Here is a 21,318-nt window from a genome sequence, read left to right as displayed (position 1 = left end):
CTGTTGTATTTTGTAATAATATAAATCTGCTAGGATCTGACTGGCGTATACATATGTATTACTTACATCCTCAAGCGCTCTGTTGGTGTAGTTTGTGGTTTTTTGCAAAGCTGCATTGATCATATTCTCCCTAAATACGTTGAGGCTTCTGTAGTAGTGGGCGAAATTAACAAGCGAAAGAACGATGATAATAAATAAAGCCATTCTCATGGCATCAATTAGGTAGCCATCCAAATACTTCAGGTTAAATTTCATTTATGCCTCATGACTTTATTGAATAGTATAATAAAATAAAGATCCCTGATGATTTCTCCTTGCTTTCGCAAAATAATATCTTTATCTGTTATCATTTTTAAGTCTGTGACTTTCGTAACGTATTGCATAAAAAGGTCGTTAGCATTTTCATTGCACCTAATCACGGTCTTCTACTCTGGTGTTTGCTCTGAGTGTATTCTGTTTTTTCTAAAATCAGGGGGGAGCTGGTGAGTTTTAGGAGTACCTAGCCCTGTGCATACGATTTTTAAAGCAAAAGGCTGCGCAATAATCACCCATTAACTTACCTCATTACCAATGCGCTATAGCAACCCTGCGTGATCTGCTTTAGAGTCTGATGGGTATTGTTTGCGATTCATTTCTCTTCATTTCTACCATTCGAGGTCACCATGTTTACTCAGCGTCCTATTAAACAAGCCAAGACGATAGATAACGTCTACGGCAGCGCTTATTATCACCTCGAAGCGAAAGATCGCACCATTGGTGAGCTACGAAAAAAGCTAGAGGCAAAAACCGATAATCAAGAATGGATTGATACGGTTTTAAATGACTTGATAGATCGTGGTTACCTTAAATCGGATAAAAAGTTCGCGGTACATTTTGCTGAAATGGCGTTTAATTCAGAAAAGGGCTGTCAGTACATTTTAACCAAGCTGAAAGAGAAGGGGATTGAGAACTCGACCGCGAATGAAGCGATTGATTACCTAGTGAATCGCGACAACATTTGTGAACTCACCTTATTGAATAACCGTCTTTCGGCTATGCGTTTGGAGGGTTTTTCGAGTGATAAACTCTATTCGGCACTGCTTAAGCATGGTTTTCGATCTTCTGATGTGCGCGAAGCCATTCAATCTCATCCTGTCGCGTCAACACTGTCTTCTAAGCAACAAATCAAAGCGGATAAAGCTGATATCGTGAAAGAGATCGAGCGGTTAGCCCGTAAGTTAAAAGGTAAGTCTGTTATTAAGCGTGAGCTACAGCAAAAGCTGATCGATGTGTCTCAGTTTGATGAACAAATTGAGAAACTAGAAATGGATGGTTCGATTGATTTCTATCAAAACTGCCAGCTGAGGTTAGAGAAAAAACGCTTTGATTTGACGAACTCAAAAGAGAAAAGCAAAGCCTACGCCTATTTGTATTCTCACGGCTTTAGCTCGGATGAAATCAAAGAAACACTAGCAAGCTAGTTTCCAAACAGCGGTAAGCACTTTAGCTGATTGAATTAAGCTTGGTCACCACAACTAAAAGGGCTAACTGCGATAAGCTGTGGTGACCTGACGTTTTAGTCTTTTGACGTGCTATTTATGGTTTGCTTTTGGTTTATTTAGAATTTGGTTTATTTAGAAAGAGCCGCTTGCTCAGCACGTTGTTTTTCAAGTTGTGGACGACGATGAATCGCCCAGTAAGTTAGCCCTACAAAGAAACCACCACCAATAATATTGCCGATAGTGACGGGGATCAGGTTGTTTAACACCATATTCGCTACGTTAAGGTCGGCAAACTCCGCAGCCGTATGGCCAGTCTGAAGCCAAAACTCAGGTGAGGCGAAGGATTGGATCACTATACCCATAGGGATCATAAACATGTTGGCAATGCTGTGCTCAAAGCCGCAGGCAACAAACATAGCGACAGGCAGAATCATGACCATCACTTTGTCGGTCGCGCTATGGCACGAGAAGGTCATCCACACCGCTAAGCACACCATCAAATTACACAAAATACCCAGTACGACTGCTTGAATAAAGGTGTGGTGGATTTTGTGTTGCGCCACTTGCATCGCATGAATACCCCATTCACCGCTATTACCTAGGTGCTGCTTGGCAAGCCAAATCAAGGCCACAAAAAAGAGTGCTCCCAGCATGTTGCCGAAGTACACGGTTACCCAGTTGCGGATTAATTGTCGAGTAGTGATACGGTTACTGGCTCGGGCAACCGTGGTTAATACCGTCGAGGTGAACAACTCGCCGCCACAAATCACCACCAAAATTAAGCCAAGACTAAACGCAATGGCCCCGACGAACTTCGCCATTCCCCATGCCATGTCGCCAGAACCTGTGGTGACTGTGATATAGAAAACAAACGCGATAGAGATAAACACACCCGCGGTGATCGCGAGCACAAAAGATTGTAGTGGGTTTTTGGTGGCTTTATAGATACCGACTTCTTCAGCCTTAATCGTCATGTCGGTGGGCATGAGGGCATCAAATGGGTTTTGTTCGTTACTCATTATTTTATTCTCCCCTGGTAGGGTTATTGTGTAAGCCTAAATATCACGCAAAAGGCACTGTGCAATATTGGCTTTAGCTGTTATTCGATATTGGATACACACACTAGGTATCAATAACCGTGCCAGATGAAAATTAAGTGTTAAGTGATTGTTTTAAATAAAGTCAAGATGTTGTCGCTAGGTAGGAGTTGACAGAAATGACGATGACACTTGGCTGTCAAAAGAAGGTGTCGACACGGCTTACTCTGTCGATCTCTATCTATTCAATTAGCGATAAATCGCACAGAGCAAACAGAGCAAGCCAGTATTACAGTGAAGAAAATCAGCGGTAAGAATTAGGCATTATTGAGCCAATCTAACCACGCTTCCATGCCTTCACCCGTTGTCGCGGAAAGCTCGAGTACTTGAATGTATGGATTCACTTTGCGCGCATTTTCAATGCAGGCTTCAACATCAAAGGCGACATAAGGCAGTAAGTCGATTTTGTTGATGATCATTAGTTGCGAAGCGGCAAACATATTCGGGTATTTAAGCGGTTTATCTTCCCCTTCGGTCACCGATAGAATCGCCACTTTGTACTTCTCGCCTAAATCAAAGCTGGCAGGGCAAACCAAGTTGCCCACATTTTCAATAAACAAGAGTCCGTCTTGTTCAAGGCCTAGCTGGTGGCAGGCATCGTGCACCATTTTCGCGTCTAAGTGGCAGCCTTTACCTGTATTGACTTGAATAGCATCTACACCTGTCTCGCGAATACGATCGGCATCGTTGGTGGTTTGTTGATCGCCTTCAATCACTGCACAGGCTCTGTCGCTCTGTTGAATCCGCTTTAAGGTTTCAGTTAGTAGGGTGGTCTTGCCTGAACCTGGGCTTGAAACCAAATTCAGCACTAACTGATTGGCTTGGTCAAAGTGTTCACGGTTGTGGCTAGCAAGGTGATTATTTTTGCTGAGCACATCCATTTCAATTTCAATTAATTTGCGTTGGCTAACACCCGCTACATGGGTTTCGGCTTCACCTTTGCCGTAATGTAAATCGCCGTGAGCTGATTGTTCTGGTGTCAGTTCATGCGTGTGTTGCTGTTGTGATTGATGGTGCGATTGGTGCTGTGATGATGGATCAGGGTAATGATAATGATGGTAGTGAACATCGCCCCGATGATGATAGTGGTGGTGCACAATAACCGGTTGTGGGTTTTCTTGGTGAGCAGCTGCGTGTGAGTGGCTATGTGGCTGTTCGTGGTGATGTCCGTGATGATGATCGTGGGGATGGTCATGATGATGGTCAGAATTTACTTGTTCAATCTGGCTATCACCACATCCGCAAACATTGCACATATTATTCAACCTCTATTTCTTTAATTCGCATTTCATCGCCTTGCAGCACTTTTAGTTTGTAACCTTGGCAGATTGGGCAGCTTTCCCCTCGTTGGGCGAGAGAAACGGCTTTATCGCAATCATAACAATGGGCTTCACCTGCTTTCGGTACTATTTCGAGTGCCGCGTCTTGGGCGATGGTTTCTTTCGCTGCGAGATCGAAGCAGAACTTAATGGTGTCTGGTTCGACGCATGACAATACTCCGATTTCTAACCATACCTTGGTGACTTTGCTAAAGCCTTGCTGAGTAGCTTGTTCTACGACGAGATCAACGGTGTCCATACTCAGAGACATTTCATGCATGGCGACTCCTAAACTTGCTAAAAATGATCGGCGGGGGAGTAAATATTCAAAGAGCGAAAATTAAATCATTAATTTTTAAAAAGTTTTGTGACGTTAATCAAATATAAATCAGTAGGCGTATCGAGAGGCTTTTTATTTGTATGATGAAGTGATGATCGTCATCGTCATTAGTGTCGACATTCAGTTTTATTCCCGATAAATAGAGCCTGTTTATACGAGTGCGCTCTCTTTTTTTGTTTTTATATTCTTTAAATTCAATTGGTTATCGATATTGGTTTTGTATTTATCAATCTTGGTACGAATGTTGTTATAGAAGGGGTTCGAACTGCAATTTAGCAAAGGTTAGTTATGAATCGCTTTGTAATTGCAGATCCTCAGTTATGTATCGGGTGTGGGACATGCATGGCAGCATGCTCTACAGCACACAAAGCGGAAGGTCTGCAAACTCACCCAAGATTGACCGTAATGCGGCATAAGCAGGCTACGGCGCCTGTACTATGCCGTCATTGTGAAGATGCGCCGTGCGCGCAAGTATGTCCTGTCAATGCCATTACCCAAGAACAGGGTAGTGTTGTTGTGAATGAAAGCCTCTGTGTAGGCTGCACGCTTTGTGCCATTGCATGCCCATTTGGTGCCATTGCTATAGATGGAAGTCGCCCTGTAGATATGGCGAATTCCTACGACACTTATATTCCCTCCACCGTCCATTCCAGTAACCCTTCAACCTCCAGCCCGCAATGTTTTGGTAAAGACATTTTAGCGTGGGAACCCGGCGTGAAGAGTATTGCTGTGAAGTGCGACTTATGTCAGTCCACCACGGGCTCGCCTGCGTGTATCGAGGTTTGTCCCACCAAGGCGCTGTTCTTGGTTGAAGAGCAAGGCATGGCTGACGCAAGTCAAAGTAAGCGCAATGAGGCGGCTCTTGATGTTTCAACCATAGCTTTGGAGCGACAGGAATCATGATAGAACTCGACTTATTAATGCTTTCGATTTTGCTTTATCTCGCAGGCGCTGGGTTTTCGTTGATTTTTCATAACGATGAACGACGCGCCGCGCATGTTTCTGGTGTGCTATGTGCGTTAGGCGGTATTGCGGGCATTGCGGCGGCTATTCCTGTGCTATTGAGCGGGGACGCTATCACGCAGCAACTTTATAGTCCTTTTTCCTTTGCTGATTGCGTGATCCGCTTGGATGCACTGTCTGCCTTTATGGTGATGGTGATTTCGCTATTAGTGGTGGCGTGCGCCGTTTATTCACTGTCTTACATGCGTGAATATGAAGGGAAAGGTGTGTGGGCAATGGGCTTCTTCATGAATGTCTTTATTGCTTCCATGGTGGCCTTGGTTGTTTCTGACAACGCGTTTTACTTCATTGTCTTTTTCGAAATGATGTCGCTGGCTTCTTACTTCTTGGTGATCTCGGAACAAGATGAAAAAGCGGTAAAAGCTGGGCTGCAATATTTCTTGATAGCGCACGCGGGTTCTGTGTTGATCATGATTGCTTTCTTCATTTTGTATCGCCAATCAGGCAGCTTGAACTTCGCAGATTTCAAAACCGCTGACTTGTCACAATGGCAAGCATCGGCGGTGTTCTTGTTGGCTTTCTTTGGTTTTGGTGCCAAAGCAGGGATGATCACCTTACACGGTTGGTTGCCACAAGCTCACCCCGCAGCGCCTTCTCATGCTTCGGCATTAATGTCGGGTGTGATGGTCAAAATTGGTGTGTTCGGCATCATTAAAGTCGGTATCGATTTTCTTGGGGCAGATACGGCATGGTGGGGCTATTTGGTATTGGCCTTTGGCGGTGTGTCGTCGGTGTTAGGTGTTATGTATGCCTTGGCTGAGCACGATATCAAACGCTTGTTGGCTTACCACACGGTAGAAAACGTCGGCATTATTTTAATGGGCGTTGGCATTGGCATGATAGGTATTGCTAACGACCAACCTGTGCTGGCAACCCTAGGTTTACTCGGTGGCTTATACCACTTACTGAACCATGCGGTGTTTAAAGGACTGTTGTTCTTAGGCGCGGGCTCAATGATTTACCGTGTTCACACCAAAGACATGGAAAAAATGGGCGGTCTTGCCAAGTTAATGCCGTATACCGCGTTAGCGTTTTTGATCGGGACTATGGCGATTTCTGCCTTACCGCCGCTTAACGGCTTTGTCAGTGAATGGTTCATCTACCAGTCGCTGCTGACAATGAGCAAAGAAGGCACCTTCGCGATGTCGATTGCAGGGCCTATTGCTGTGGTGATGCTTGCCATTACTGGTGCGCTGGCCTGCATGTGTTTCGTGAAAGTGTACGGTATTTGTTTTTGCGGTGCCGCGCGAAGCGAACAAGCCACCAAAGCCACTGAAGTGCCTAAGCCTATGGTGTTTGGCACCCTGTCGTTAGCGGTACTTTGCATTGTGCTGGGTGTGGGTTCGCCTTGGATCGCACCAACGATCTCAAGTGTTGCAAGCAGCTTGGTTAATAGCGATGCCATTACGGTAACGCAAGGCGCAGCGCTTATTCCAGATAACGGCGCACAAGCGATTCTATCAACACCTGTTATTGCCCTGACGCTACTTGGGTTGATACTGGTTCCTGTACTTATTCTTTCCATCTTCAAAGGGCCGAAACTCACACGCCGCCACAACAATGATCCATGGGCGTGTGGTTATGGCTATGAAGATCGCATGACAGTGTCCGCAGGGGGCTTTACTCAGCCACTGCGTGCCATGTTTGTTCCGCTATACGCCATTCGAAATTGGTTAAATCCAGCGCCGCTGTTCGCTTTGATCCTTGAAAAGACCAAAGCAGGGGCGACGTTCATCGAACCTTTCTTTGATAACAGAGTGATATTGCCTATCGCACGTTTTGTGCTGGCTGTCGGTAAACGCCTCCAATGGCTGCAATACGGGGATTTTAGAACCTATTGCTTATACATGGTTATTGCGTTGCTGGTGCTGTTATTCATCCCCGTAGATTTAGGAGTTAACTGATGCAAGGGCTTGAGATGCCAAGTCCTGAGCTGATTGCGTTAGCTATCGTTCAGGCATTAATTATGCTGGGGCTCGCCCCCCTTGTGACAGGCTTTTCGCGTGTTCTTCGCGCCAAAATGCACTCACGTCAGGGGCCGGGTGTGCTGCAAGACTACCGAGATATCTTTAAGTTGCTTCGTCGCCAAGAAGTAGCGCCAACACCGTCAGGGGTGATTTTCAAAATCATGCCATCGGTACTGATCATCACTATGTTGTTGATTGGTATGGCGCTGCCAACGGTAACCAATTACTCGCCATTTCCAATTGCAGGGGATGTGATCACTGATATCTATTTGTTTGCCATCTTCCGCTTCTTCTTTGCTTTAGCGGGTTTGGATTCAGGCAGCATGTTTTCAGGGATCGGCTCTAGCCGTGAATTGACGCTAGGCGTGTTGGTTGAGCCGATTCTGATGTTGTCCATTTTTACGATGGCATTGGTGGTGGGCACCTCTGATCTTGGTTACATCAGTAATCATATGGCAACCGAGACATGGGCGGCTCCTGGCGCAACAGTATTAGCGGGGATTGCTTGTGCATTCGTGATCTTTATCGAAATGGGTAAGTTGCCGTTTGACTGTGCAGAAGCCGAGCAAGAGCTGCAAGAAGGGCCAATCACAGAGTACGCCGGTTCTGGTTTAGCCATGGTCAAACTCGGCCTTGGTCTAAAACAACTGGTGGTTGCTCAGCTATTCCTCGCGATTTTCATTCCGTTTGGTAAAGCCACGTCACTGACATTTCCTGCATTAGCCTCGGCTACGGGGATCTTAATGCTGAAATTGTTCGTCGTATTTTTGGTGGCTGGCGTAATTGAAAACAGCGTGGCACGAACTCGATTCTTGAAAACGCATCACCTGACTTGGGTGGGATTTGGTATCGCGGTATTAGCGTTTATCTTTTTCCTCACAGGTTTATAGGGAGCAGAGAGAAAAGTTATGGATATTATTGCTCTATTAACGATTTTCGTTCCCTTTTTAGGGGCGATCATCACAGTCTTAGTGCCTCGGCAGGCGGCGAAGTGGGTGTGTCAGCTATTCGCTGCACTTGCCTCGCTCGGTACGCTGATATTAGCCGCGGCCTTTTTTAACAGTGGCGAAACCAGCGTTACCTATCAACTGGTCATGTTTTCCCAAACGGAAATATTTGGCCTAACCATAGATAAAGTCAGCACCCTAATCGCCGTCGCGGTGGTAGTGCTGGGGCTGTTGGTTAGCATTTATTCGCTAGGCTACATGACCGAAGGCAACCGTGAACATCCCCATGAAGGTTTGCCACGTTACTACGCTTTTTTGCTGATATTTATCGGTGCAATGGCGGGTTTAGTACTGTCGTCGACCATTCTCGGTCAGTTGCTGTTCTTTGAAATCACAGGAGCCTGTTCTTGGTCGTTGATTGGTTACTACCAAAAACCGACATCGCTTAAAGCGGCACTCAAAGCCTTACTGGTGACTCACGTTGCTTCGATTGGTTTGTTTGTGGCGGCTGCGTTTGTGTTCAAAGAAACGGGGACTTTCTCGTTATCCGCTTTGGCTTCGCTATCGCCAGAAACCAAAACCATCGTGTTCTTAGGCATCTTGATGGCGGCATGGGGTAAATCAGCTCAGTTACCGCTGCATGTTTGGTTACCCGATGCGATGAATGCGCCAACGCCTGTCAGTGCTTATTTGCATGCCGCTTCCATGGTGAAAGTGGGCGTGTATATCTTTGCGCGCGCGATTATGTCGGGGGGAGACATTCCTGAAGTGATCGGGGTGATAGGTGTGACAGGGGCGATGATCACCTTGATCTACGGCTTCATCATGTACTTACCACAAACCGATATGAAGCGTTTGCTGGCGTACTCTACGATTACGCAGTTGGCTTATATCTTCCTTGCGTTGTCGCTATCTGTCTTTGGTTCCGACCTCGCTTTCGAAGGTGGGGTGACGTACATCTTTAACCATGCCTTTGCGAAGAGCTTGTTCTTCTTGGTGGCGGGTGCGCTGAGTTATACCTGTGGTACGCGTATGCTGCCAGCACTGCGCGGTATCGTGAAGAAATCGCCATTATTAGCGGTAGGTTTCTGCGTGGCAGCCTTGGCTATCACGGGTGTGCCGCCGTTCAATGGTTTCTTCAGTAAATTCCCACTGTTTGCCGCGGGTTTCACCTTATCTAGCGAACATAGCTGGTTGATGCCTGTGATGATCTTGGCTTTGGTTGAATCGGTCGCGAGCTTTGGTTGGATCTTGTACTGGTTCGGTAAAACTGTTGTTGGTGAACCTTCAGAGGCCGTCGCCACGGCTACACCTCTTCCTCGCTCCATGAGTGCCGTACTGATCATTCTGATCATTATGTCTTTCTGTTCGAGCTTTATTGCCTCTAATTGGCTGAGTTAAGGAATGACGATGAATGGAGAAATTGTAATTAATAATCTAGCTGGGCTGTTGATCGTTACCTCCTTGATGGTAATTGGGGTCAACAAGCCGCGGGTAGTGGCGATGCTGTACTCGCTACAGTCATTTGTTTTGGTGCTGACCTTTGTTGCTATCGCCAATACCGTGGATGCGCCGCAACTTTATCACTGGTCGATCACGGCCTTTATTACCAAGGTGATCGCACTGCCTGCGCTGCTGTATTACGCCTTTAGCAAGATGTATGACGCTGAAGCCAATAAGCCCGTTATCCACTTTGCGTGGTTGGTCATTATTGGTGGGGTGATCACCTTACTGAGCTTCTTGGCGGTGGAATCTGTGCAGCTTCCTTTGGTTGCACATTTAAAACCGGCATTGGCGGTATCGCTAGGTCACTTCTTCTTAGGGTTGCTGTGTATTGTCAGTCAGCGAAACATTCTTAAGCAGTTGTTTGGTTACTGCTTGATGGAAAATGGCTCGTCACTGACTTTGGCACTGCTTGCCAATAAAGCCCCTGGGCTGGTGGAGATTGGCGTCACCATTGATGCGGTGTTTGCGGTGATCTTCATGATTATTCTGGTTAGGCAGATTTACACCAAGTTACATACCTTGGATGCCCAGCAACTCACTACGTTAAAGGGGTAATATTCATGTCTTCTTCACTTTTACTCCCATTGCTTCTGGCTGTGCCGTTTGTGGCTGGGATTGTCTCTTTTCTCTCTTATTGGGGAGGTAAGGGGTTAAGACAATTAGCCATCGGAGCACATGTTATTAGCATGATGGCTGTGTTGGCGATTTCGTGGACGCTGGCTGCGGATGTGTTTATCGATGGTCCTATTTTTGCGGCTCATCAATGGCTGTACTTAGACAGTTTATCGGCGTTGTTTACTGCTTTACTGGCTTTAGTCGGGCTATTAACCGGTTTTTATTCGATTGGCTATATCGGCCATGAGTTTAAAGAAGGGGAGTTATCGGCGAAGAAAGTCGCGCTGTACTACGGCTTATTTAACTTCTTTCTCGCCACTATGCTGGTGGCAGTTACTGCGAATAACGTGATCATGATGTGGGTGGCGATTGAAGCAACCACCATCAGTTCGGTGTTCTTAGTCGGTTTATACGGTCAACGTTCATCGCTGGAAGCGGCGTGGAAATACATCATCATCTGTAGTGTCGGTGTGGCATTTGGGCTGTTTGGCTCGATCATGGCGTACTCCAATGCAGCGGCTGTGTTTAGCGACCCATCAACAGCGATTTTCTGGACTGAAATTCATCAACACGCCAACTTGCTGGATCCGACCTTGGTCCATATCTCATTCATCTTCATTTTGATTGGGTTTGGTACTAAAACGGGTCTATTCCCAATGCATGCGTGGCTACCCGATGCGCACTCCGAAGCGCCAAGCCCTGTCAGTGCCTTGTTGTCTGCGGGTCTACTTAACTGTGCATTATTGGTCATCCTGCGTTATTACATCATCACAGTAAAAGCGATTGGTCCGCAGTTTCCGCAAATGCTGATGATGGTGTTTGGCTTTATGTCGGTGGCTGTTGCGGCATTCTTCATTATTACCCAGCGCGACCTTAAACGCTTACTCGCCTATTCGAGTGTCGAGAACATGGGGCTGATCACGCTGGCGATCGCGCTTGGTCCTTTAGGGATTTTAGCGGGGCTATTGCATGTGATTAACCACAGCTTGGGTAAAACCCTAATGTTCTGTGGATCGGGCAATATCTTGTTGAAATACGGCACCCGTGACATGGACACAGTGAAAGGGGTCTTAAAAGTCGCCCCTATCACAGGTGTATTGATGGGCATGGGCGCATTGGCGCTAGGTGGTGTACCACCGTTTAATTTATTCATCAGTGAATTCATGGTGGTGACCGCAGGTATTGGTAGCAATCACACGATGATGACAGTGGTGCTCTTGTTCTTACTGACCGTGGTGTTAGCAGGGCTTGCGCGCATGGTGGCGGGGTGTGTACTGGGGCCAAAACCTGAGTTGGTTGAAAAAGGCGAACTGGGCGTGATGACCTTGGCACCAATGATTGTACTGATTGTACTCATGCTGGTAATGGGAACCCATATTCCTAAGCCTATTCTGCACGGTTTAGATCGCGCGGCCTTGGTGGTACTTGATAGCCAAGAAGAAACCATGATCGATGCCTTAAACCTACCTTGGCAAATGCAGCCATCTGTTTCAGTCGATACAACCCCATCTTCTGTTGCCCTACATAAAGAGAGATAAGCGAGTGGATACTTTAGAACTCAATACTAAACAAAATAACAAGCAGGGCTACGGCTATATCGCAGGCGTTCGCCAATTCTTTCCTAGCGCTATTATCGATGAAGAATGGCAAACCCACAATCAAGTCACGATTACGGTAAAAGCGACGGCGTTGATCGATGTGATGAAGTGGTTGTACTACGACCAAGGTGGTTGGCTTACTGTTTCTTTCGGTAATGACGAGCGCTCGCTTAACGGCCATTTTGCTGTTTACCACGCAATGTCGATGGAAGGTGAAGTTAAAAGTTGGGTGACGGTCAAGGTATTAGTCGATGCGGTAAGCCAAGAATTCCCATCAATTACTCCTGTGATCCCTGCCGCGGTGTGGGGCGAACGTGAAGTACGTGACATGTATGGTTTGCGTCCAGTAGGCCTGCCCGATGAGCGCCGCTTGGTTTTACCCGATGATTGGCCTGACGACCTTCACCCTTTGAGAAAAGATGCGATGGATTATCGTCAACGTCCGATGCCGACCACAGAAACGGAAACCTATAAGTTCGATAATCAACTAGGTGATGATAAAAACCGCATTGTGCCAGTTGGTCCATTGCACATTACGTCTGATGAACCGGGGCATTTTCGCTTATTCGTTGATGGTGAAGACATTGTCGATGCGGATTACCGCATGTTCTATGTCCATCGTGGGATGGAAAAGCTGGCTGAAACCCGTATGGGCTATAACGAGGTCGCATTTCTGACTGATCGCGTGTGTGGAATTTGTGGCTTCACCCATAGCGTGGGTTACAGCAATTCGGTTGAAAACGCCTTGGATATCCCAGTACCAGCGCGGGCGAAAATGATCCGTACCGTATTACTGGAAGTGGAGCGTTTACATAGCCACATGCTGAACATAGGGCTATCCAGCCACTTTGTTGGGTTTGATACGGGCTTTATGCAGTTCTTCCGTGTTCGTGAAAAAACCATGGAAATGGCAGAGCTCTTAACGGGCGCCCGTAAAACCTATGGTTTGAACCTGATTGGTGGTGTTCGTCGCGATATTTTGCAATCACACCGTGCTAAAGGGATTGCACTGGTTCGCCAGGTACGCCAAGAGTTTAAAGGTTTGGTCGATATGCTGCTTAGCACGCCAAACATTGAACAACGTATCGTTGGGGTTGGGATCTTATCTAAAGATATCGCCCGTGATTACAGCCCAGTAGGGCCATTGATCCGCGGTAGTGGTTTTAAGCGTGATGCACGTATTGTTCACCAGCAATCGCTTGAAGCTTATGGTGATGTACCGTTCGAGCTGCAAGCCTTTGATGGCGGAGATGTGCAATCTAGGGTGATGGTGCGGATCAAAGAAGTATTTGATTCACTCAATATTATCGAATACGGGTTAGACACTTTACCGAGTGGCGCCTTGTTGACAGAAGGCTTCACCTATACCCCGAACAAATTTGCCCTTGGTTTCACTGAAGCACCGCGTGGTGAAAACGTTCACTGGAGTATGACGGGGGATAACCAAAAACTGTTCCGCTGGCGTTGTCGTGCAGCAACATACGCCAACTGGCCGACGTTACGTTATATGTTACGCGGTAACACTGTCTCTGATGCGCCACTTATCATAGGTAGTTTGGATCCATGCTACTCCTGTACCGACCGTGTGACGCTGGTGGATACCAAAAAACGCAAGTCGACCACAGTGTCTTACAAAGAAATAGAACGTTATGGCATTGAGCGGAAAAACTCACCACTCAAGTAGGAGGCTAAGAGATGTTTAAATTAATAAAAACCATCATTAAAGCCGGCGAAAGTACGACAAAGTATCCTTTTGCACCGCTTGAAGTGAGTGACGATTTTCGTGGTAAACCTGAATATAACCCAGAGCAGTGTATTGCTTGCGCTGCCTGTACGCGTGCGTGCCCAGCTAATGCGTTGATTATGGAAACTGATGCCGAACAAGGAACTCGTCGTTGGCAGTTATCCATTGCTCGCTGCATTTTCTGTGGTCGCTGTGAAGAAGTGTGCCCAACCCAAGCGATCAAGTTATCGAAAGAGTTTGAGCTGGCAGTCACTAATAAAAAAGACCTGTATCAAGAAGCAAATTTTTCTCTTACTCAATGTCGTGAGTGCGGTATCGGTTTTGCGCCGCGAAAAGCGGTTGAATATGCATTGGACTTATTAAAACAGGGCGGTATGAGTGAAGAGCAGTTTGAAGTGCGTCGTCAGCAGCTTGAAACCTGTCCTGATTGTCGTCGTAAACAAAACATGCTGGACGGTGGCAATATTTTGCTTGGTAAAAATGTTCTCCATGCCAAGCAATTAAATAAGGAAGTGTCAGATGAAAGGAATTAAGAAAATTGTCGGCACTGCCCATACGGCGGCTCAGCCGCTTGAGCTTGATCCTCATGCCGCGAAATTAAAAAGTACCTTGCTGAATGATATTAAGCGCTCGGCGTATGTGTATCGGGTTGACTGTGGGGGCTGTAACGCCTGCGAAATTGAAATTTTTGCCGCAACCACCCCCGTATTTGATACCGAGCGCTTTGGTATCAAGGTGGTGGCTTCACCGCGTCATGCCGATATTTTGCTGTTTACGGGGGCAGTGACCCGCCCAATGCGAATGCCTGCACTGCGTGCTTATGAAGCGGCACCTGATCCAAAAATCGTGGTGTCTTACGGCGCTTGTGGCTGTGATGGCGGTATTTTCCACGACCTTTATGGCGTGTGGGGCGGGACGGATAAGATCATTCCCGTTGATGTTTATATTCCGGGCTGTCCCCCAACACCTGCGGCAACCATTTATGGGTTCGCGATGGCGTTAGGTTTGCTTGATCAAAAACTCAAAGCTGAAGTGCATTTTGAAGACCCAACAGAGCGGGTCACCTTGAAACATACGGGGATCCCACTGGAGCTAAAAGTGTTGATTGAACGCGAAGCGCGTCTTTTAGCTGGGTATCGCCATGGTCAGCAAATTGCTGATGAATTTATGGATTTGCTAGTGAGTTGTACCCCAGACGATGTTGATAGCAAAGTGAACCAGTTTATGGTCGAAAAAAACGATCCTCGTCTGCATGAAATTATCGAAAGTTTGTACCGCGTTTCACTTGCCCATATGAGCGGGCAATCAATAGGTGAACAAGCAAGTGGTGCGACACCGAATAGTGCGACGAAAAGCGCAGAGAAGACTAAGCAGTCTGAATCGACTGAACTCGTGACGGATTAGAGGCCAGTATGTCAGAAGAAGTAAAAGAGGCCGAACAAGCGCTAAAAGCTGACAATGTCATGTTTTATGCGCTTAGCCGTAAGTTTGTTGATGAGCAATATGATGTACCCGAAGAAGCCAAGCAAGTGTTGTATTACAGCCTTGCTATTGGTCACCACCTTGGTGTCGTCGATTGCTTGAAAACCGTATTGCAATGCACCAGAGACGAATACAAAGCTTGGATAGAGAAGTTACCTAAAGAGAGTGAAGCCTACCGAAAGATGGCGGGCTTTTTCACCTTTGGTGAAATCACCATTTATCCCGATCATCTTCACATGCTAGCGGGGGCTTTCTCGAACATTCCTGTTGAAGAGCAAGATGAAAAGCAACAAGCCTTAACCGCAGGATTGATTGAAGTACTGACCGAGATTTACCACGAACCCACAATGTATTTAATGGTGAGAAGTCGCTAATGAGCAAAAATATCGTATTAACCGTTGGCAACAGCATGATGGGTGACGATGGCGCTGGCCCGCTATTAGCGGAAATGATGCAGCAAAATCCGGTGGCCGATTGGGTTGTGATTGATGGTGGCAGTGCCCCTGAAAACTATGTTCATCAGATCAGAGAGCTATCCCCCGCACGAGTCTTAATCATCGATGCCGCCGAAATTGGCGAGAAAGCAGGGGAGATCAGGATTATTGAACCTGATCAAATTGCTGAAATGTTCATTATGTCGACCCATTGCTTGCCGCTTAATTTCTTGATTGAAGAGCTGGAAACCTTTGTGCCTGAAGTCACCTTTGTTGGCATTCAGCCAGCCATAGTTGCGTTCTCGTTCCCCATGACAGACATGGTGCGCGACGCTGTGACAACCGTGTATCAATCATTGCCGACTTGGCAAGGTAATGGTGGTTTTGCGGCGGTATAAATATCCGCTATTTGTGTTCGTCATTTCTGATGACGAAGTGTCGATGTCGACATCGACACTTCTTTACTTGAGGTATTTGGAGGCTGTTGTTATTCCAACCCTATTGATAAATCAATGCGTTATGATGTTTTAAACGGTGAATTAAAAATTGGTACACCTTATGCATTATACGAATTGGTGTCATGGATATTTTCGACAGCTTATTGGAAGTAAGTGAGAAAAAGAAAGAGGATAGTGTCATGAACAGGTTTGTTTTCGCAGACCCCAATCGTTGTATAGGATGCCGTACCTGTGAAGTGGCATGCGTACTTTCTCATTCAGAAGAGAACTCTGTCTCATCGATTGATCCTGCACGATTTCATCCGCGCTTAAAGTTGATTAAAAACGCGAAAGTAACGACACCCGTATTATGTCGCCAATGTGAAGACGCACCTTGTGCACAAGTGTGTCCGAACAACGCCATAGTGTCGGAAGATAACCAAATCAAAGTTATTCAGTCTCGTTGCATTGGTTGCAAAACGTGTGTGATTGCGTGCCCATATGGTGCGATGGCTGTTGTCAGCGATATGGTTGATAACGGTGCAGACTCAGCGCTTTTCAAAATGAAAGTGCCAAAGGCGCAGGCGCTTAAATGTGATTTATGTAGTGGGAGCAGTACGGGTCCCGCATGTGTTCAGGTATGTCCGACTAACGCCCTACAGTTAATCGAAGCTGAAGACATAGAGAAGATAGCGAAGAAAAAACGCGAAGCCGCTGCAGAGTCAATTGCCGCAGTTGCTGCTTTGTAAATGTTATAACAAGTGAGAGTGTTATGGAAAAAACAATAGTTGTCTGTCCCTACTGTGGAACGGGCTGTAAGCTCAACTTATTGACAGAAAATGGCAAAGTAGTTGGAGCAGAAGCGGCAAACGGCCGTACTAACGAAGGTGAACTTTGTTTAAAAGGTTACTACGGTTGGGACTTCTTAAACGATACTAATTTACTGACGCCGCGTTTGAAAAATCCGATGATCCGTCGTCATAAAGACGCAGCGCTTGAAGTGGTTTCATGGGATGAAGCGATTTCATTTGCCAGTGAAAAATTACTGAGCATCAAGAAAGAATTTGGTCCTGATGCGATCATGACAACAGGTTCTGCCCGTGGGCCGGGTAACGAAGCCAACTATGTAATGCAAAAATTTGCCCGTGCAGTTATAGGGACTAACAACGTCGACCACTGCGCCCGGGTTTGACACGCTCCATCAGTCTCCGGTCTGGAGGCGACAGTAGGTAATGGCGCAATGAGCAACGCGATTACTGAAATTCAAGATACAAAATGCTTATTGGTGTTTGGCTACAACGCAGCAGATTCTCATCCTGTAGTGGCGAAACATATTCTTAAAGCCAAAGCTAACGGCGCGAAAGTGATTGTTTGTGACCCTCGGATGGTTGAAACAGCACGTATTGCCGATCAGTGGTTACCACTGAAAAATGGTTCAAACATGGCCTTAGTGAATGCGTTCGCGAACGTATTGATTGAAGAAGGTCTCTATAAACGCGATTACGTTGAACAGTACACTGAAGGTTTCGAGGCGTACCGTCAACAAGTGGCGAAATACACTCCAGAATACGTTGAATCTATTACTGGCCTGAAAGCGAGTGATATCCGTCTTGCAGTGCGTACTTACGCGAAATCGCCTGAATCTATGATCCTTTGGGGCATGGGTGTGACCCAGTTTGGTCAAGCGGTTGATGTGGTTAAAGGGCTTGCCAGCCTAGCCTTGATGACAGGTAACTTTGGTCGTCGCGGTGTGGGTGTTGGTCCTGTTCGTGGTCAGAACAACGTACAAGGTACCTGTGATATTGGCATGCTACCTAACCGCTACCCAGGCTACCAAGATGTGGAAGATGAGAATGTCCGCTCCAAGTTTGAACATGCTTGGGGAGTGAAATTGCCATCTAAACCGGGGTACCGTTTAACTGATTTGAACCACAAAGTGGCAGATGGCGAATGTAAAGCCTTCTACATTTTTGGTGAAGACCCAGCGCAAACCGAAGCGGACTTAGCCGCTTTACGTAAAACGTTGCGTGCGATGGATTTGGTGATTGTTCAAGATATCTTCATGACCCAAACCGCCGAAATGGCCGATGTTATCTTCCCAGCGACAAGTTGGGGTGAACATGAAGGTGTGTACAGCAGCGCCGACCGTGGTTTCCAACGCTTCTATAAAGCGGTAAATCCACCTGAAAATGTCAAAGTTGACTGGGAAATCTTCAGTTTGATGGCTACAGCGATGGGTTACCCAATGTCGTACAGCAACACCCAAGAAATCTGGGATGAAGTACGAGCATTGTGTCCAAGTTTTGCTGGGGCGACCTATGAAAAAATGGCGGGCCTTAAAAGTGTTCAATGGCCATGTCCAACAGAAGATCACCCTGGGACTTCCTTCTTGTTCGAAGGTAACGTCTTTAAAACACCGAGTGGTAAAGGGCAGTTGTTTGCAACGGAATGGCGCGCGCCACTTGAGCAGCCTGATAGTGATTATCCGTTTGTACTTTCAACAGTACGTGAAGTTGGCCACTATTCATGCCGTTCTATGACAGGTAACTGTAAAGCGCTGCAGACATTAGCAGATGAACCTGGCTATGTTCAGCTTCACCCTGACGATGCCAAATCGCTAAACATTGCTGATCAGCAACTGGTATGGGTGTCTTCTCGTCGAGGAAAAGTCATCAGTCGTGCAGCAGTAAACGAGCGTGTTAACCGTGGTGTGGTTTACATGACTTACCAATGGTGGATTGGTGCTTGTAACGAGTTAACCATAGAACATGTTGATCCAATTTCTAGCACCCCTGAATATAAATATTGTGCCGTTAACGTTGAGAAAATCGTTGATCAAAGTTGGGCCGAAAACCATGTTCAGGTCGAATACAGCGCACTGAAATTGAAGTTAAAAAAGGCAGCATTAGCAACATCATAATGCTGTCGTACCCAAGCAAGGTTATGTAGAAAGCATAACTAGCAGGGGGTGAGCTGAAATATTGATGTGGCAATCGTGACGGTTGCCACATTGATACAAGTACGAGTAAGTGGCGTACTACTAAAGAGTTATCAAGTTGAGCTGTATCAATGTACAACTATATTGCTAGTGTAACCTCTTGATAATGTTGTTTGTATTGGATTATGGATAGTATGCAGAGGACAAAGAATGCACCCTTAATCGAGAGTATCTCTGCCAAGTGGGATGATGATTTTCAAGAGCTAGCGCAAGTACTGTTAACCGCCACAGATATTCCATCTTTCATACTTTGTTTGAATAGGATTGAATTTCATTTTGTGCCGATTAATCGGATTAATTTGATCCTTCATGAAAACAATGAAGATCGTAGCTCCTTGGTTTATGTTTCACCTGAAGATGCCCACGAGCCTAAGTTGGTTGAACTTAATTACTGTTTGCCAGAGCATGATGATGGTGATAATGAAATCGTTAATTATTTAAGTGACGGTGAATTTTTTAGTTCATACCCGAGCTTAGTGAAAAATGAGCTATATAAGAATTTAAGAATGTATTGTCAGTTTCCACTGACAACATTAACTAAACATTATGGTGGGGTTGAATTTCTCATCAATAATGAAATAAAGTTTGATGACAACACGCTAGAAAAACTAAAGCAATTATCATCTATTATTGCCTTTGCGTTAGAAGCGGTTGTTGAAAGGGAAGCTTTTTTAAGTAACGAAGAAGAGTCGACAGGGAGCCTTGACGAAAATAAAATATTAGTCGACATCACAAACGCAGTTATTAGTCAGGTTGAAGTGAAAGATCTGACCAGAACCTTATTTGAACATTTAAAGAAGTATTTTAACATTGAGTGCTTCAGCTTAATGTCGTCAGAAAATACAACCGAAAGATTTTGTTGTTATGACGCCGATAATGTGGAATCAAGCAATGTAAAATGCATCGTTCAGCACACCCAGTTTGAAGATACACCCGCTTCTTGTGTGTTAGAAACAATGCAGCCTTTTATATTTAATAAGGACGACATTCCTGATTTAAGTTTGTCGTATAAAGATTGCAGTAAGTTAATACCTCAAAGATTACAATCGGCTTGTATATTGCCTTTGATTTTCCGTCATAAAGTCATGGGAGCGATGAAGCTTGTTCATCGCGATAAAGATTATTTTCAAAGTTGTAACTTGGCGTTGTTCCATCAAATTGCAGCACGTGCAGCAATGGCGATGGCTAACTTTCAAACCAACCAAGAAGTAATGTCATTAGCCAGTGTTGGTGATGTTATTAAGTTAAATGATGAAGAGCCAAAGCATGAAGTGTTCAATGACATCATAAGCCAAAGTGGCATTATGAATGACGTGCTACAAAAAGTGCTTATGGTCGCAGATAGCGATTGCACTGTACTGATTTTAGGCGAGACAGGCACAGGTAAAGAACTGATTGCTAAAGCTATTCATGATTTAAGTCACCGCAGTAACAAAGACATGGTGAAAATGAATTGTTCGGCGGTGCCGTCAGGTTTGTTTGAAAGTGACTTGTTTGGCCACGAAAAAGGGGCATTCACAGGGGCTTTATCAAACCGGATTGGTCGATTTGAACGGGCTAATAAAGGGTCACTGTTTCTTGATGAAGTCGGTGATATGCCGATAGAACTTCAGCCTAAATTGTTGCGAGTGTTGCAAGAAAAAGAAGTGGAAAGAATAGGTCGACACCAGTTGATCCCTGTGGATGTTAGGTTGATCGCTGCGACTAACTGTGACCTGTTGGAAATGGTACAAAATAAAGAATTTAGAAGTGATTTGTACTATCGATTGAATGTGTTTCCAATTGTATTACCGCCATTAAGAGAAAGGCGCGAAGACATTCCATTGTTAGCAAAACATTTCACCCGTGTCATTGCTAAACAGATGAAGCGGAATATTACCAGTATTCCCGCAGAAACGGTACGTTTGCTCTCTTTGCTACCTTGGCCTGGTAATATAAGAGAATTAAGGAATGTCATAGAACGAGCGGTAGTGATAACACGCGGCAATGTTTTAAATCTGCCCGCAGATGAATTAAAAGCATTGCTACCTAAAAGTGATAATTTTTCAGAATCACAAGAGATAACAGAAGACATTGAAACGCTAGTTGAAAGAGATGATTTGTCGACAGTTAAAAATATAGAGCGTGAACATATTATTCAAGTTCTAAAAGAAACAAATGGGATTGTTGCTGGGCCTAAAGGTGCCGCTGTTCGGTTGGGACTAAAACGTACCACCTTATTATCACGCATGCAGCGGCTAGGTATTTCATCAAAATCATTTACCAATAATGGGTAATTAGCTTTTACGATAGATTGTTGAGGCTAATTACTATCTGAATTAATGAATAAG

The 21,318-nt window shown here is 45.6% G+C and carries 19 protein-coding genes; 15 read left to right on the top strand and 4 right to left on the bottom strand.

Going from position 1 to position 21,318, the window contains the following annotated elements; genetic code table 11:
• Positions 1 to 255 (bottom strand): hypothetical protein (locus ASV53_RS25800; RefSeq protein ID WP_205049186.1); only part of this gene is annotated, 255 nt, incomplete at its 3' end.
• A gap of 407 nt (positions 256 to 662) precedes the next feature.
• Here ASV53_RS25800 and ASV53_RS07115 point away from each other — a divergent pair.
• A complete protein-coding gene (locus ASV53_RS07115; protein WP_094956593.1) occupies positions 663 to 1,460 on the top strand; it encodes a regulatory protein RecX in 798 nt (265 codons plus the stop codon).
• A gap of 149 nt (positions 1,461 to 1,609) precedes the next feature.
• Here the strand turns inward: ASV53_RS07115 and focA are convergent, their stop codons facing one another.
• The 3 genes from focA to hypA form a co-directional block, all read right to left on the bottom strand.
• Positions 1,610 to 2,500, bottom strand: a complete 891-nt coding sequence (focA, locus tag ASV53_RS07110; protein WP_094956592.1) for a formate transporter FocA — start codon at positions 2,498 to 2,500, stop codon at positions 1,610 to 1,612.
• A 335-nt stretch (positions 2,501 to 2,835) separates the two neighbouring features.
• Complete coding sequence (gene hypB, locus ASV53_RS07105; RefSeq protein WP_094956591.1) at positions 2,836 to 3,834, bottom strand: hydrogenase nickel incorporation protein HypB; 999 nt, start codon at positions 3,832 to 3,834, stop codon at positions 2,836 to 2,838.
• A 1-nt stretch (position 3,835) separates the two neighbouring features.
• Positions 3,836 to 4,177 (bottom strand): hydrogenase maturation nickel metallochaperone HypA, encoded by a 342-nt coding sequence (hypA, locus tag ASV53_RS07100; protein WP_062687751.1) that lies wholly within the window; start codon positions 4,175 to 4,177, stop codon positions 3,836 to 3,838.
• 348 nt (positions 4,178 to 4,525) lie between these two features.
• On the opposite strand from hypA, the gene ASV53_RS07095 reads away from it, so the two are divergent.
• The 14 genes from ASV53_RS07095 (at position 4,526) to ASV53_RS07030 (ending at position 21,264) form a co-directional block, all read left to right on the top strand.
• Positions 4,526 to 5,140, top strand: a complete 615-nt coding sequence (locus ASV53_RS07095; RefSeq protein WP_062687752.1) for a 4Fe-4S dicluster domain-containing protein — start codon at positions 4,526 to 4,528, stop codon at positions 5,138 to 5,140.
• Entirely contained in the window at positions 5,137 to 7,164 is a 2,028-nt protein-coding gene (gene hyfB / locus ASV53_RS07090) for a hydrogenase 4 subunit B (RefSeq protein WP_094956590.1), read from the top strand. The genes ASV53_RS07095 and hyfB overlap by 4 nt, the downstream gene beginning before the upstream one ends.
• On the top strand, positions 7,164 to 8,117 hold the full coding sequence (locus ASV53_RS07085; RefSeq protein ID WP_048897781.1) for a respiratory chain complex I subunit 1 family protein: 954 nt from the start codon (positions 7,164 to 7,166) through the stop codon (positions 8,115 to 8,117). Before hyfB ends, ASV53_RS07085 begins: the two co-directional genes overlap by 1 nt.
• An 18-nt stretch (positions 8,118 to 8,135) precedes the next feature.
• Positions 8,136 to 9,575 (top strand): hydrogenase 4 subunit D, encoded by a 1,440-nt coding sequence (locus ASV53_RS07080; protein ID WP_094956589.1) that lies wholly within the window; start codon positions 8,136 to 8,138, stop codon positions 9,573 to 9,575.
• Between the two features lie 9 nt (positions 9,576 to 9,584).
• Positions 9,585 to 10,235, top strand: a complete 651-nt coding sequence (gene hyfE, locus ASV53_RS07075) for a hydrogenase 4 membrane subunit (protein ID WP_062687754.1) — start codon at positions 9,585 to 9,587, stop codon at positions 10,233 to 10,235.
• A 5-nt stretch (positions 10,236 to 10,240) separates the two neighbouring features.
• Positions 10,241 to 11,833: a hydrogenase 4 subunit F gene (locus ASV53_RS07070; protein ID WP_094956588.1), complete on the top strand. Its 1,593-nt coding sequence runs from the start codon at positions 10,241 to 10,243 to the stop codon at positions 11,831 to 11,833.
• Positions 11,834 to 11,837: 4 nt separating this feature from the next.
• Positions 11,838 to 13,577: a hydrogenase large subunit gene (locus ASV53_RS07065; RefSeq protein WP_062687800.1), complete on the top strand. Its 1,740-nt coding sequence runs from the start codon at positions 11,838 to 11,840 to the stop codon at positions 13,575 to 13,577.
• An 11-nt stretch (positions 13,578 to 13,588) separates the two neighbouring features.
• A complete protein-coding gene (hyfH, locus tag ASV53_RS07060) occupies positions 13,589 to 14,170 on the top strand; it encodes a hydrogenase 4 subunit H (protein ID WP_062687755.1) in 582 nt (193 codons plus the stop codon).
• Complete coding sequence (locus tag ASV53_RS07055) at positions 14,157 to 15,041, top strand: NADH-quinone oxidoreductase subunit B family protein (protein WP_094956587.1); 885 nt, start codon at positions 14,157 to 14,159, stop codon at positions 15,039 to 15,041. Before hyfH ends, ASV53_RS07055 begins: the two co-directional genes overlap by 14 nt.
• A gap of 8 nt (positions 15,042 to 15,049) precedes the next feature.
• Positions 15,050 to 15,493, top strand: a complete 444-nt coding sequence (locus ASV53_RS07050) for a formate hydrogenlyase maturation HycH family protein (protein WP_094956586.1) — start codon at positions 15,050 to 15,052, stop codon at positions 15,491 to 15,493.
• Positions 15,493 to 15,951, top strand: a complete 459-nt coding sequence (gene hycI, locus ASV53_RS07045) for a hydrogenase maturation peptidase HycI (RefSeq protein WP_062687758.1) — start codon at positions 15,493 to 15,495, stop codon at positions 15,949 to 15,951. The genes ASV53_RS07050 and hycI overlap by 1 nt, the downstream gene beginning before the upstream one ends.
• 239 nt (positions 15,952 to 16,190) lie before the next feature.
• The gene (locus tag ASV53_RS07040; protein WP_062687801.1) at positions 16,191 to 16,739 is read left to right on the top strand and encodes a 4Fe-4S dicluster domain-containing protein; all 549 of its coding nucleotides are present in this window, start codon (positions 16,191 to 16,193) and stop codon (positions 16,737 to 16,739) included.
• A gap of 23 nt (positions 16,740 to 16,762) precedes the next feature.
• Positions 16,763 to 18,910 (top strand): formate dehydrogenase subunit alpha, encoded by a 2,148-nt coding sequence (gene fdhF, locus ASV53_RS07035; RefSeq protein ID WP_094956585.1) that lies wholly within the window; start codon positions 16,763 to 16,765, stop codon positions 18,908 to 18,910.
• A 554-nt stretch (positions 18,911 to 19,464) separates the two neighbouring features.
• On the top strand, positions 19,465 to 21,264 hold the full coding sequence (locus ASV53_RS07030; protein ID WP_205049185.1) for a sigma 54-interacting transcriptional regulator: 1,800 nt from the start codon (positions 19,465 to 19,467) through the stop codon (positions 21,262 to 21,264).
• Positions 21,265 to 21,318 lie beyond the last annotated feature (54 nt).

The organism is Photobacterium sanguinicancri (genome assembly GCF_002265265.1).
GTDB lineage: Bacteria > Pseudomonadota > Gammaproteobacteria > Enterobacterales > Vibrionaceae > Photobacterium > Photobacterium sanguinicancri.
The sequence above is the reverse complement of the archived record's forward strand: the minus strand, read 5'-3'. Positions and strand labels throughout refer to the sequence as shown.

Bases quoted from the DNA above. Each gene is read 5' to 3' on its own strand.
- ASV53_RS07070 (WP_094956588.1), top strand. From the start codon at position 10,241: ATGTCTTCTTCACTTTTACTCCCATTGCTTCTGGCTGTGCCGTTTGTG.
- hyfB (WP_094956590.1), top strand. From the start codon at position 5,137: ATGATAGAACTCGACTTATTAATGCTTTCGATTTTGCTTTATCTCGCA.
- hycI (WP_062687758.1), top strand. From the start codon at position 15,493: ATGAGCAAAAATATCGTATTAACCGTTGGCAACAGCATGATGGGTGAC.
- hypB (WP_094956591.1), bottom strand. From the start codon at position 3,834: ATGTGCAATGTTTGCGGATGTGGTGATAGCCAGATTGAACAAGTAAAT.
- ASV53_RS07115 (WP_094956593.1), top strand. From the start codon at position 663: ATGTTTACTCAGCGTCCTATTAAACAAGCCAAGACGATAGATAACGTC.
- hyfH (WP_062687755.1), top strand. From the start codon at position 13,589: ATGTTTAAATTAATAAAAACCATCATTAAAGCCGGCGAAAGTACGACA.
- ASV53_RS07040 (WP_062687801.1), top strand. From the start codon at position 16,191: ATGAACAGGTTTGTTTTCGCAGACCCCAATCGTTGTATAGGATGCCGT.
- ASV53_RS07050 (WP_094956586.1), top strand. From the start codon at position 15,050: ATGTCAGAAGAAGTAAAAGAGGCCGAACAAGCGCTAAAAGCTGACAAT.
- ASV53_RS07095 (WP_062687752.1), top strand. From the start codon at position 4,526: ATGAATCGCTTTGTAATTGCAGATCCTCAGTTATGTATCGGGTGTGGG.
- hypA (WP_062687751.1), bottom strand. From the start codon at position 4,177: ATGCATGAAATGTCTCTGAGTATGGACACCGTTGATCTCGTCGTAGAA.
- ASV53_RS07080 (WP_094956589.1), top strand. From the start codon at position 8,136: ATGGATATTATTGCTCTATTAACGATTTTCGTTCCCTTTTTAGGGGCG.
- hyfE (WP_062687754.1), top strand. From the start codon at position 9,585: ATGAATGGAGAAATTGTAATTAATAATCTAGCTGGGCTGTTGATCGTT.
- focA (WP_094956592.1), bottom strand. From the start codon at position 2,500: ATGAGTAACGAACAAAACCCATTTGATGCCCTCATGCCCACCGACATG.
- ASV53_RS07055 (WP_094956587.1), top strand. From the start codon at position 14,157: ATGAAAGGAATTAAGAAAATTGTCGGCACTGCCCATACGGCGGCTCAG.
- ASV53_RS07085 (WP_048897781.1), top strand. From the start codon at position 7,164: ATGCAAGGGCTTGAGATGCCAAGTCCTGAGCTGATTGCGTTAGCTATC.